Annotated in this window: 8 protein-coding genes; 1 reads left to right on the top strand and 7 read right to left on the bottom strand. The window is 54.2% G+C overall.

Features of this window, described 5'->3' with window-relative positions:
• Positions 1-73: 73 nt before the first annotated feature.
• The 7 genes from BLQ59_RS05085 to secA form a co-directional block, all read right to left on the bottom strand.
• Complete coding sequence (locus BLQ59_RS05085) at positions 74-1,780, bottom strand: methyl-accepting chemotaxis protein (protein ID WP_074571838.1); 1,707 nt, start codon at positions 1,778-1,780, stop codon at positions 74-76.
• Positions 1,781-2,078: 298 nt separating this feature from the next.
• Positions 2,079-3,785, bottom strand: coding sequence for a methyl-accepting chemotaxis protein (locus BLQ59_RS05080; protein ID WP_074571837.1), 1,707 nt, complete (start codon positions 3,783-3,785; stop codon positions 2,079-2,081).
• A 270-nt stretch (positions 3,786-4,055) separates the two neighbouring features.
• A complete protein-coding gene (gene csaB, locus BLQ59_RS05075; protein WP_074571836.1) occupies positions 4,056-5,147 on the bottom strand; it encodes a polysaccharide pyruvyl transferase CsaB in 1,092 nt (363 codons plus the stop codon).
• Positions 5,147-7,204, bottom strand: coding sequence for a DUF5693 family protein (locus tag BLQ59_RS05070; protein ID WP_074571835.1), 2,058 nt, complete (start codon positions 7,202-7,204; stop codon positions 5,147-5,149). Before BLQ59_RS05070 ends, csaB begins: the two co-directional genes overlap by 1 nt.
• A 15-nt stretch (positions 7,205-7,219) precedes the next feature.
• Positions 7,220-7,915, bottom strand: a complete 696-nt coding sequence (locus BLQ59_RS05065) for an LmeA family phospholipid-binding protein (protein WP_176756734.1) — start codon at positions 7,913-7,915, stop codon at positions 7,220-7,222.
• A gap of 65 nt (positions 7,916-7,980) precedes the next feature.
• Positions 7,981-9,087 (bottom strand): peptide chain release factor 2, encoded by a 1,107-nt coding sequence (gene prfB / locus BLQ59_RS05060; RefSeq protein WP_074571833.1) that lies wholly within the window; start codon positions 9,085-9,087, stop codon positions 7,981-7,983.
• A gap of 14 nt (positions 9,088-9,101) precedes the next feature.
• Positions 9,102-11,708, bottom strand: a complete 2,607-nt coding sequence (gene secA / locus BLQ59_RS05055; RefSeq protein ID WP_074571832.1) for a preprotein translocase subunit SecA — start codon at positions 11,706-11,708, stop codon at positions 9,102-9,104.
• A 167-nt stretch (positions 11,709-11,875) separates the two neighbouring features.
• On the opposite strand from secA, the gene BLQ59_RS05050 reads away from it, so the two are divergent.
• Positions 11,876-12,994 carry a chemotaxis protein CheB gene (locus BLQ59_RS05050; RefSeq protein WP_074571831.1) on the top strand — a complete coding sequence of 373 codons (1,119 nt, stop codon included), beginning with the start codon at positions 11,876-11,878 and terminating at the stop codon, positions 12,992-12,994.
• Positions 12,995-13,033 lie beyond the last annotated feature (39 nt).

The raw sequence follows: 13,033 nt of genomic DNA, 5'->3' as shown, positions 1-13,033 counted from the left end.
ATGGGAGAGCAAACAATAAAAAAAGCTGTTGCATGAGTGAGAAATCACTCATGCAACAGCTTTTTAACTGCATTTAGAATCTGAAGTGGGACAGGGCCGCCTGCTGACTCTGAGCCAGTGTGGCCAGGGCATCACTGGCCGAAGCGATCTCCTCGGCGGAGGCAGACTGTTCTTCCGTCGCAGCGGATACGGCCTGCATCTCGCTGGCCACCTTGCCACTGTAGCTGTTGATATTGCTCATCTCAGCGGCAATCTCATTGGTCGCATCTGCCGTAGCATTGATGGCTTCCGTCACATGGCTGATCTCGCCGGATACGCCCGCCACCAGCTGGTTGATTTCCTCGAACATGGTGCGCAGTGCTTCTACACTATGGGCACCTTCGATAACGGCAGCCTTGCCGGAACGCATGGCAATCACGGCATTTTCCGTATCGTTCTGGATTTCTTTGACAAGGCCGGCAATCTTTTCAGCGGATTCCTTGGATTCCTGCGCCAGCTTGCCAACTTCCTCGGCCACGACCTTGAACCCGCGGCCATGTTCGCCAGCACGGGCGGCCTCAATGGAGGCATTCAGCGCCAGCAGGTTGGTCTGCTCGGCGATTCCCGTCATGGCATCCACGATTTCCCCGATCTGTTTGGAGCGCTCACCCAGACGATCCACCATCATCGCCGAAGATGTTACCGTCACTTCCACATCCTTGATCTGACGGACGGAAGCATCGATGGACATATTGCCCTCATCGGCCCGCTTGGCCACCATGGAGGAATTCTCCTCTACCTGGGCAGATTTCTGACGGATTTCCTCAATCGAGGCTTCAGCACTCTGAACCGACTCATTGCTTCCCATCACAGCCTGCTGCTGATGTTCCACGGATTCCACCACTTCCGTAGCGGACTGGGCCACCTGAGTTGCGGCCTGTGCAGCCTGACCAGCACTGGCCGTGAGTTCCTCAGAGGAAGCTGCCAGCTGCTCGGAGGATTCGCTGACCTGACGCATGAGCTTGTTGAGAGATTTGCGCATCGCCTGCATGGCCTCGCTCATATGTCCCAGCTCATCGCCACGCGGCTCATAGTCATTATTAAGTCTGAAGTCCCCATCTTTCATGCGGCGGCATTCTGCGACCATCTTGTCCAGAGACGTCATGATATCCCGGATGATGAAGCCCGCAATCGCCATCAGCACCACGAAGCATACGACCGTCGTGATGATCATCAGGAACATCTCACTCTGATTGCGCTGTGCAATCTCTTCATTGAGGGCATCGGCATTGTCGTCCGCTACCTTCTGCAGTGCCACAAGGCTGTGCAGAAGATCCTGGGTTACACCGGCTTCCACGCCTTTGTAATAGCTCCAGGCTTCCTGCGTCTTGCCTGCATCGGCCAATTTCCGGGCCTGTTCAATCCCGCTCTTGTATTCGGCCCATTTCTTCTCCGTGTTTGGGATCTCTGCAGCTGCTTTTTCCGCCCGCATCCCCAATGCTTTATAATCCGGCCAGGTCTTCTCATAGCTGTTCATAGCTTCATCGATCGAGGCATTGATTTTGGCATCCTTCGGATCGAGGATATGCTTGACAATACGCACCTGTATCATGCGCATATAATTGATTTCATCTCCCAGCATGCGGGTTGCCTTCAACTTGCGGCTGTACATATTGTCCAGGTCATCCCCGGCCTGACTCATAGCACTATAACCGGAAAAACTCAGGATTGCCATACCAACGATGCCGATAACTACCAGCACCAGGATTTTGTACCCAATACGAATGTCTTTCAGTCTCATTTCCTCACTTGCCTTTCTGCGCAGCCATTCCCTGTGGCCACTCGATTCCACTTACGTCTTCTCTGTACTTTATCAAAAATACAATTTAAACATAGCATGAATTTAGGACTTTTGCACTAGGAAAGTTTATTCACAATCGGCTAATTGATTATTATTTTCGTATAAATTAAAGAAAAACCGCCAATCATTTTTTGATTGACGGTCATTCCCGCGGATATCTCTATCCTATATTACCTCATCAAGGTATTTAGTCCTAATATTAGCAGTCGATGTTTATTGTATACTTTTTTGCTGCCACTTAAAAACGGAAGTGGGACAAAGCCTCCTGCTGGCTCTGTGCCAGAGTTGCCAGTGCCTCGCTGGCCGCAGCGATTTCTTCGGCCGATGCAGACTGCTCCTCGGTTGCAGCAGACACGGCCTGCATCTCACTGGCCACCTTGCCGCTGTAACCGTTGATATCATTCATTTCGCCGGCAATCTCGCTGGTCGCATCCGCGACAGAATGGATTGCGTCCGTAACATGGCTGATCTCTCCGGATACCCCCACTACCAGCTGATTGATTTCCTCGAACATAGTCCGCAGGGATTCCACGCTCTGTGCACCCTCGATCACTGCAGTCTTGCCGGAACGCATGGAATTCACGGCATTTTCCGTATCATCCTGGATTTCCTTGACCAGACTGGCAATCTTCTCCGCGGATTCCTTGGATTCCTGCGCCAGCTTACCCACTTCTTCAGCCACGACCTTGAAGCCGCGGCCATGGTCACCAGCACGGGCAGCCTCAATGGACGCATTCAGGGCGAGCAGGTTGGTCTGCTCAGCAATGCCCGTCATGGTATCCACGATTTCTCCAATCTGCTTGGAACGCTCGCCCAAACGATCTACCATCACCGCAGAAGCGGTCACTGTCTCTTCCACGTCCTTGATCTGACGGACAGAAGCATCAATGGACGCATTGCCGTCTTCGGCACGCTGGGCAACCGCAGCAGAATTTTCCTCCACCTTGGCGGATTTCTGACGGATTTCCTCTACAGAAGCTTCTGCGTTCTGCACCGACTCGTTGCTTTCCATCACAGCTTGCTGCTGATGTTCCACGGAATCCACGACTTCCGTCGCCGACTGGGCCACCTGACCTGCGGCCTGCGCTGCCTGTCCGGCGCTGGCAGAAAGTTCCTCTGACGAAGCCGCCATCCGCTCTGCAGATTCACTGACCGTACGCATCAGCACGTTGAGCTCCCGGCGCATTTCCTGCATGGCAGCTTCCATCTGCCCCAACTCGTCGCCACGCGGTTCATAGTTTTCATTGAGACGGAAGTCACCATCCTTCATCTGATTGCACTCTGCCACCATATTGTCCAAAGTGATCATGATGTCACGGATAATGAAGAAGGCCACGCCCAACAGAGCGGCAAAGCACAGGATCGTGGTCACGATCATCATGTACATTTCATGGGTATTGTTGGCCGATACTTCCTCATTGAGGGCATCAGCATTGTCATTGGCCAGTTTCTCCAGTTTATGCAGGCTGGCCACTAAATCCTTGGTGATGCCCGCTTCCATCTTCTTGTAAAGTTCCCATGCTTCCTGCTTCTTGCCTGCGTCCGTAAGCCGCTTTACTTCCATAAGTCCCTGGCGGAATTCAGTCCACTGTTTCTCCACTTCAGGAATATGAGGGGCAACATTATCAGCCTGAACAGCCAGTTCCTTATACTGCGGCCAGGTCTTTTCATAGCTGTCCAAAGCCTCTTTTACATAGGCTGTAACCTGCTCATCCTGGGGATCGATGATATGTTTCGTAACCCCCAACTGTACCTTGCGGGTGTAGTTGATTTCACTTCCCAGCAAACGCGTTGCCTTCAATTTCCGGTGGTACATATTGTCAAGGTCATCCCCGGCCTTGCTCATGGCGCTATACCCGGAAAAACTCAGTACCCCCATGCCGATAATACCGATAATCACCAGCACCAAAATCTTAGCTCCAATACGAATGTCCTTCAATCTCATTTCCTCACTTGCCTTTCTACGTTGGCCGTATCCCGACGGCCGCTCGGTTCTCATTTACATCTTTTCGTGTCTCCCAAAACACTACCTTACAATATCATGTACTTAGGACTTTTGCACTATAAATTTTCACTAAAAAACGGCATTTCTTTGTATTTTTTTACATTATAAACGAAAACCGCCTTCCTTTTCTTAGGAAGGCGGTTATTAACCTGAATATAACGAACCACACAAACTTACGTGTAGTTTTCTTTTAATAACACGATGAAGAAATTACTTATGTGCCAGATTTACGGCCAGTTCTGCATTATGAGCGGCCATATCCCGCAGGGTGGTCAGCAATTCACCATTCCGCTGGCGGAAGGTCTGCTTGTCGTTCCACTTGCGACGGATTTCCTTCATCAGTTCCTCTGCCGTGACATCCCGAAGGTTGCCCACAGGCTCCTCTCCGATGGAGGCCAGGAAACGATCGATCTTGGGATCGTAGGAGATGCCCAGCATGGGTACTCCCATCACCCCGGCAAAAATCAGTGCATGCAGGCGGATGCCCAACACCAGATCCATATTGCCCACGAGGGACAGGAACTCGCTGGTCGTATACTCGTCTTTGAGGACCGTACACTCTTCCTTGGTCATCGCCGCGATTGCCTGCGCCGCCTTGACATCATCGGGGAACTGCATAGGGATGAATACCACTCTGGCCCCCAGCTCCCGCACCACCATATCGGAAACCTCTGCCAGCACTTCCTTATAGTGGCGCCAGCCCTGCCATTCCCGTACCGAGATGCCCAACACGGGTTTGGCACCATCCGCATGGTAGGCCTTGAAGATTGCCCGGCCAGCTTCCTTCCCCACGGGATGGATAGCCAACACCGGATCGGCCGTACATTCGATGATGGTCTTGTTGATGCCTAAACGAGCCAGTTCCTTTAATGAACCTTCATCCCGTACGGTAATCAGGTCCACATGATTGCCCAGGTAGCGCATAGCATATTGAGCCAGGCGGCCGATGATGGGGCCAATTCCCTGCGCATAGAGCATCACTCTTGTCCCCAGCAGATGCGCCAGCATGATAATGACCATGTAGTAATAGAGGCTGCGGCGGCTGGTGACATTCTGCAGGAGGCTGCCACCGCCGCTGATAAGCAGGTCAGCCTGCCGCAGTTCCCTGATGATGGCCGGGAACCCCAGCCAGGAAATGGCATCTACCCCATGGCGCTTGCGCGTATCCTCCGGATCGGCAGAAATCACCGTAATATGTAGTTTGGGATCGAGATCACCGAGGACTTCCAACATGGCGGCCAGCATGGCCTCATCCCCGGCATTTTTCGAGCCGTAGTATCCCGATACGACGATTCTGCTCATTACGCTGCCTTACGCTCCTTTGCTCGTGAAATAACCGTCTGCCACAGCTGTACCAGCATCATGGCCACGGCACCAATACCTGCACCCAGAACGATACCGCCAATGCCCCGCATAAAGGACATATAGACCGGCGTACGCATATGGGCGAAAGTCTCTACCATAGAACCCTGGCCAATGGTGGCAATCAGCACCAGACCGAAGAAGATCATCGTCGGCCACTTGCGCCAGAAGGCCATGACTGCCAGCATGAAGGCCGGATGACCAATCATGAGCTCCTTGGTGCGGGGACGGGCATAGAATGCCTGCTCCAGGAAGGCGCGGAACTTCAGTTCCGTTGCCGATACCGGCATCCCGGAGGTATGGCCGCTGCGAGCCACAAAGACCACACCGGCAATCAGGACAAGGAACATCAAGAAGAGCGTCTTGATCTTCACCGGCATATCCAGGATCTTCTTCATCTGGTTCATGACGCCTTCGGTATCATCCATGCGGCCATCGAATACATCGAAACGCTGCAGGAAGGCAATGCCTACCAGGATCAGCGGCAGTACGAAGGTCAGCTTGATGCCCCGGAAAATCTGGAATTCCAGCAAATATTCCGTATCAGCCAAAGAAGCGGACAGATAAGCTGCACCCACATAGGACAACGCCCCCGTGACAAACAGGGCCAATACGCCCGTGACGAGCATCTTGCCAAAGCCCAGCGTCATCTTATCACGCAGGTAACGGATGCGATCGAGCTGGAAGATCACAGCAATCGCCGGGAACAGGTTGGCGCTGGCCAGTGCTGCCAACACACGGATCTTGCTGCCATTGCCCAGCAGCACCGGTACCGCCGCACACAGTGCAAAGACGGCAAAGAGCAGCCATTGTTTCTTCACAGAAACATTCAGCGCCGGAATCACGAGGCTCAGATAGAGCACAGCTGCGGCCGCCACACCAGCCATAACTAGTGCCCGCAGGACCTTGCTGGGATAGAAATCCGCAAAGGTAGCAGCCGGGCCGATGGTATAGCCATGCGCTGTCAGGATATCATGAGTATCCTGGAAATACTTCATATTGGTTTCCATCAGGCTCATATTAGGCGATGGTTTATCGTAGATACGCAGCAGGTCCACGCGGATATTGCGTTCCTCATCCGTATTGGACCAGCGCTCCACCGCCGTAGCGATCTTCAGCTTGGGCTGTTCATCCTTCGGGATGGAATAGACACGGGCAATCTTGTCATAGCCAATGCCCTTGGCAATCTCTTCCATGCCATCCTGCTTGTAGAACTGCAACTGCGTCACGCCTTCGATAAGGCCCAGCGTCATATCCCGCTTCTTCATCTCGTCGATGGTAGCCTGCAGTGCCTTGTTCGCACCTAAGCTCTGTGAGCCCGAAAATACTACTTCGGAGATCTTATAGTCATGGAGGCGAGCAAATACGGCCTCCACATCATCTTTCTGACAGTCTTCATAATTGCTCGGACGTGCCAGCACATAGAAGCCGGCCTTGTTGACCGCTTCCATCTCATCCGTAGGCATGCCGATATTCATCTTGAGGAAGGATTCGTAATGTGCCTTCACGGCCATCACTTCTTCCGCGCCTACCTGCAGGATCTGCACCCGGTCCTTACCCAGGCGTCGGGGCACATCCTCCTTGAGCTCTTTCCAGGTACGGGCATCATGGCCGACGATATAGACCTCATTGCCTAAGATCTTGCCTTCAGCCACCAGCTGCCGCCACAGAGGATCAGCCAGGGAACCGCTATGATAGTTAGCCAGGATTTCACTGCCGGCAATGGCAGTAGCCTTGCCGTTGGCATTGAGTTTCTTGAAGGTCGTGTCATATACCGCCAGCGAGGTAATGCCGGCCTCCTTAGCCTTGGCGAGCACCTCATCTGCCGGCAGGCCTTCGCGCTCGGCCAGCTCCAGCAAACCTTCATAGTCGATGGCCATATCCACCTGACGGTTGTTCTGTTCCACCCCATGACGGGCAAAACCGATGGTCAGCGCTGCTATCAATCCCACGATGATGACCAGCACCAGCCCCCGGTTGTAGCTAAAATCCTTCATTATCCTTCTTCCACCTTATTCCACATTATCTAAGCCAGCCGTAATGACGATGGCTCCCCGTGTCTGCCGGACACTTTGGAACTGCATTCCCATGGGGAGCCTGCCCGGCGCTGCCAGCTGGATATTGCCAAACATATCATTCAGTTTGGCCGTACCCAAACGGCTGTTCTTCAGGGCCAGATGCGTCATCTGAAAATACAGAGAACCGGCATCTTCCACCACATTGCCTTCCAGGTCAATATCCACGGTCCGGCCAAAGATTTTCGCATTCGCCGTGACCATGATGCCCGCAGGCTCGATAGTCACCTGCACATTTTCCACCTTGTCCAGCTTGCGGGCCAAAACCTCCCGCAGGTTCTCCTCATCGATGGAACCAGTCAGGGTAAGTTCATCGGCAGATTTCATCGCCACCTTGCCCGCAGTCAGCAGATCGCCGACATTGAGGCGCACGTTCTCACCAGTCAGGCTGAGTTCCCGGAAGTATACCTGTCCGACCTTGGCCTGATGGGCTACACCATGAACATGTTGAGCCACCCCCATGGCCAGCAATATTCCCGGACGGCTGTCTACGGACACCTGGGTATCATGGGTGGCCAGCCGCTCGCTCATGCGCGTCTGCAGTGTCTCCTGGGCCAGCCAGGGCAGCACCGTCTCGCTGAACACGATTATAATTATGAATAAAGCACCTGCAATAGTCAAGCCCTTTCGCAAAATCAGTGCCTCCCCCATAAGAAGGAGTCAGGAGCTTGTTGCATCCTGACTCCGTAAAGAACTAATTAAATTTCATGATTGGCCTTGGCCGCCAGGAATGCCCGGATGAAAGGATCGATATCGCCATCCATCACAGCCTGCACGTTGCCGGTTTCCTGGCTCGTGCGGTGGTCCTTGACCATCGTATAGGGCTGGAATACATAGGAGCGGATCTGGCTGCCCCATTCGATATTCTGCTGGTCACCCTCGAGCTTGGCCAGCTCGGCTTCCTTCTTCTCCATTTCCAGCTCAAAGAGCTTGGCGCGCAGCATCTTCATGCACTGTTCGCGATTCTGCAGCTGGGAACGTTCGTTCTGGCACTGTACCACGATGCCGGTCGGCTCATGTGTCATACGCACGGCCGAAGAAGTCTTGTTGATGTGCTGACCGCCGGCACCGGAGGCGCGGTAGGTATCCACACGCACATCGGCCATATTGATTTCCACTTCCACCGTATCATCGATTTCCGGCATGATATCGCAGGCCGAGAACGACGTATGACGGCGGGCATTGGCATCAAACGGCGAGATGCGCACGAGGCGGTGTACGCCCTTTTCCGACTTCAGGAAGCCATAGGCATTATGGCCTTTGATGAACAGCGTCGCGGATTTGACGCCTGCTTCATCACCGGGCAGCAGATCTGCCGTCTCCACGGTGAAGCCATGGCGTTCAGCCCAGCGGCCATACATGCGCAACAGCATCTGCGTCCAGTCCTGGGCCTCCGTTCCGCCCGCACCAGCATGCAGCGTCAGGATGGCGTTGTTGGCATCATAGGGACCGGAGAGCAGGACTTCGAGCTGCAGGGCTTCAAGGCCTTCAGCCACTTCGTCGAGTTCTGCCTTGACGTCATCTTCCATGCTGGGATCGTCCTCTTCAAGCCCCATTTCCAGCAGGGTTTCGGCATCCTCGTGCTTAGCCACGAGAGCTTTATACTTATCCACGCCGGATTTTAGATCCGCCAGTTCCTGATTGAGTTTCTGGGCAGCTTCCGCATCATCCCAGAACGTGGGCTCGCCCATCTTATATTCCAGCTCGGCGATTTTTTCTTCCTTGCGGGGAATTTCCAAGGCTTCGCCCATATGGTCGAGCTTTTCCTTGAGTTCGCCTAAGCGGGGTTTCAAATCTTCAAGCATTCTTTACACCTTTCTTACTTATTACGTCCGCAGCAGTTCTTGTATTTCTTGCCGCTGCCGCAGGGGCAGGGATCGTTGCGCCCCACTTTGTCTGCCGCCTGAGCCTTCTTGGCCGTGGCCGTGCTGACTTCGTCGCCATGGCTGGCCTGGGCCGTATTCAGATGATCAGAGAGCTGGGAGCGCTGCTGCTTGATTGTCTCTTCCATCTTCTGCTTCTGCGTCACGCTGGCTTCTACCGGCTCACCGGCCTCCTCAGCGGCCTGCTGTTCCGGCGTCACGATGCTCACATGATACATGAGGCTGGCAATCTGGTCCATGATGGCGCTTTCCATTTCCTCGAACATATCGAGAGCCTCAATCTTGTATTCCACGAGCGGATTGCGCTGGCCATAGGCGCGCAGATTGATACCGTCACGCAGCATATCCATATGGTCGAGATGTTCCATCCACTTGCTGTCTACGACGCGCAGCATGACAACCTTCTCGAGTTCGCGCATGTTCTCTTCGCCGAAGAGCAGTTCGCGCTGATGATAGCCATCTTCGGCGGTCTTTTCGAGTTTTTCCTTGAGTTCGTCGCGGCTGAGCTCCACGAGCTCTTCCTTCTTCAGCAGGCCTGCCGGTGCGTAGATCTTCTCGGCATCTTCAATCAGGCCATCGAGCTGCCATTCTTCCGGATAGAGCTGTTCATTGGCATACTGGTTCATCTCATCCTTGATGATGTGATTCACCATGCCCATGATGTTTTCGCGCAGGTTCTCGCCGAGCAGGATTTTACGGCGCTCACCGTACATGACTTCGCGCTGCTGGTTCATAACATCATCGTATTCGAGCACGTGCTTGCGGATGTCGAAGTTACGGGCTTCAACCTTCTTCTGGGCATGTTCGATGGAGTTGGTGATGATGCGATGTTCAATCGGCTCATCCTCTTCCATACCCAGCTTGTCCATCATGCCCGCAATGCGGTCCGAAGCGAAGAGACGCAAGAGGTCATCTTCGAGGGACAGGAAGAAGCGGGACGCACCCGGGTCACCCTGACGGCCGGAACGGCCGCGCAGCTGGTTATCGATGCGGCGGGATTCATGACGCTCCGTACCGACGATGTAGAGGCCGCCGAGTTCCGGCACGCCCTCGCCGAGCTTGATATCCGTACCACGACCTGCCATATTGGTGGCGATGGTCACGGCGCCCTTCTGGCCTGCATCTGCGATGATCTCTGCTTCCTTCTCATGGAACTTGGCATTGAGCACGCTATGGGGAATGCCGTTCTTCTTGAGCACATTGCTGAGTTCTTCCGACTGCGTGATGGAAGTCGTACCAATCAGCACCGGCTGCCCCTTCTCATGCAGTTCCTTGACGAACTTGCCTACGGCGCGGTACTTGGCTGCCTTGTTCTTGTAAATCAGGTCTGGATAGTCCACACGCTGTACCGGCTTGTTGGTCGGCACCACGATAACGGGCAGATTGTAGATCTTCAGGAACTCGTCTTCCTCGGTCTTGGCCGTACCGGTCATACCGGCCAGCTTGTTGTACATACGGAAGTAGTTCTGGAAGGTGATCGTCGCCAGTGTCTGGGATTCGCGCTGGATCTTCACGCCTTCTTTGGCTTCGATAGCCTGGTGCAGGCCATCGGAATAACGGCGGCCTTCCATCAGGCGGCCCGTGAACTCATCGACGATGATGACCTCATCATCGCGCACGACATAGTCGCGGTCGCGCTTCATGAGTGCCTTAGCGCGCAGAGCTGCCGTAAAACAATGGGACAGCTCGATGTTTTCCGGTGCATAAAGATTGGTGATGCCGAGCATCTTTTCAATCTTGGGCACGACCTCATCGGCCGGAGCCACGGTCTTCTGCTTCTCATCCACCGTATAGTCCACGCCTTCTTTGAGGGTGGCCACGGCGCGGGCCATCGTCGCGTACATATCTGTGGACTTGGCGCCCGGGCCAGAAATGATCAGCGGCGTACGGGCTTCATCAATCAGGATGGAGTCCACCTCATCGACGATGGCAAAGTTCAGTTCCCGCTGTACCATCTGATCCGGATAGATGACCATGTTGTCGCGCAGATAGTCAAAACCGAATTCGTTATTCGTACCGAAAGTCACATCGCAGCTATAGGCATACTTACGTTCCGGGAAATCCATATCATGGATGACGAGGCCGACGGTCAGACCTAAGAAGCGGTACAGACGCCCCATTTCCTCGCTGTCGCGGCGAGCCAGATAGTCATTGACCGTAATCACATGCACGCCTTTGCCGGTCAGGGCATTGAGGTAAACCGGCAACGTAGCCACGAGTGTCTTGCCTTCACCAGTACGCATCTCAGCAATGCGGCCTTCGTGCAGGCACATACCGCCAATCATCTGCACATCGAAGTGACGCATCCCCAGGGTACGACGGGAAGCTTCACGCACGACCGCGAAGGCTTCCGGCAGCAGATCGTCCAAGGTTTCGCCATTTGCCAGACGCTCTTTGAACTTACCCGTATACCCCACCAGTTTGTCGTCCGTGAGGTTTGCCATCTGCGGCTCCAAGGCATTGATTTTTTCGACAACCTCGCGATAACGGGCAATCTCTTTATCGTTATTGTCGCCTAAGAATCTTTTGAGAAATCCCAGCAAACAAAATCACTCCTAACATTAATTATAAACTCACTTATCAATATTAACAAAGAAGCCTGCATAAGTCAATTGATACGCAAAATCGGCTACCTGCGAGCAGGATTTTATGATACAATGGTGGAATAAGGTACAGATGAGAGTAGTTATATCTTTTTCTGGAGGAGCTTATGCGAAACTTACGGGTGTTTGCCATTGACAACTCCATAATGTTTCAAAACACTCTGGTGCAAGAGCTTACGAAGCGTCTCCCCAGCGGCAGCCTCGTGGAACACGCTGGCCAGCCGGCCGAAGCCCTGGACAAGATGGCTGTGTTCAAGCCCGATATCATCGTCCTGAACTTTGCCCTGGGCTCCCTGATGGTCAATCAGGAGAAGTTTCTGCCACTGCTGGCGAAAAAGTATTCTCAGGTACCCATCATCACTTATGGCATCCTGGAAAGCGGCGAAAAAGCCGCCAAGATCCTCGGTGCCGCCCATTATCTGAAAAAACCCTCCGTAGGCCAGCCTATGGAGCCGTTCCTGAATAACCTGATGCGCACATTGCTGGTTTCCCAGAGCAAGAATGGTACGGCCGCCGTCACCCCCCCGGGGGATATCGGCGGCGGGGCCGTGGTCACCCGGGAAATCTGGCGCGCCTCCCGGCCGGTGCAGCCGCCTCCACCGCCCAAACCGGCGCCGTCTCCCATCGAGCCCATGATCAACGTACCTCCCAACGCGGCCCATATCGACCTGATTGCCATCGGCGCCTCCACCGGCGGCACCGAGGCCCTGTCTGCCATAATCACGAAACTCGAACCGCCCCTGCCGGGCATCGTCATCGTCCAGCATATCCCGCCGATGTTCTCCAAGCTGTTTTCCGAGCGCCTCAATACGGAAAGCCGGCTGACCGTCAAGGAAGCCGTCAGCGGTGATGTGGTGCTGCCCAATCACGTCTACATCGCTCCGGGTGCCAAGCATATGACCATCTCCCGCATGGGCACGCGCTATATGCTCGAATGCAAGCCCGGGCCGCCGGTACACAGTGTATGTCCGTCCGTTGACGTACTCTTTGACAGCGTGGCCGACGTGGCCGGCAATCATGCCATGGGAATCATCCTCACGGGTATTGGCAAGGATGGCGCTGCAGGTCTCCTCAAGATGCGCCAGCTCGGCTCCCCCACCATCGGCCAGGATGCCGCCAGCTCCACTGTCTACGGCATGCCCAAGGCTGCCTTTGAAATGGGCGCCGTACAACAGCAGCTGCCTCTGCTTAGCATTCCCGACGCAATCTGCAAGATTGCACGATAATAATATAGCCTTCCCCAATGGGGAAGGCTTTTTTTCGTT

The sequence above is a fragment of the Pseudoselenomonas ruminantium genome (assembly GCF_900104055.1).
In the GTDB taxonomy this organism is placed as follows: domain Bacteria; phylum Bacillota; class Negativicutes; order Selenomonadales; family Selenomonadaceae; genus Selenomonas_A; species Selenomonas_A ruminantium_C.
Note: the sequence above shows the minus strand (reverse complement) of the source record. Positions and strands in the feature narration are given on the sequence as shown.

What these genes read in the sequence shown, in the direction of transcription:
- BLQ59_RS05085 (WP_074571838.1), bottom strand. Translation starts at nt 1,780, where the DNA reads ATGAGACTGAAAGACATTCGTATTGGGTACAAAATCCTGGTGCTGGTA.
- BLQ59_RS05080 (WP_074571837.1), bottom strand. Translation starts at nt 3,785, where the DNA reads ATGAGATTGAAGGACATTCGTATTGGAGCTAAGATTTTGGTGCTGGTG.
- csaB (WP_074571836.1), bottom strand. Translation starts at nt 5,147, where the DNA reads ATGAGCAGAATCGTCGTATCGGGATACTACGGCTCGAAAAATGCCGGG.
- BLQ59_RS05070 (WP_074571835.1), bottom strand. Translation starts at nt 7,204, where the DNA reads ATGAAGGATTTTAGCTACAACCGGGGGCTGGTGCTGGTCATCATCGTG.
- prfB (WP_074571833.1), bottom strand. Translation starts at nt 9,087, where the DNA reads ATGCTTGAAGATTTGAAACCCCGCTTAGGCGAACTCAAGGAAAAGCTC.
- BLQ59_RS05050 (WP_074571831.1), top strand. Translation starts at nt 11,876, where the DNA reads ATGCGAAACTTACGGGTGTTTGCCATTGACAACTCCATAATGTTTCAA.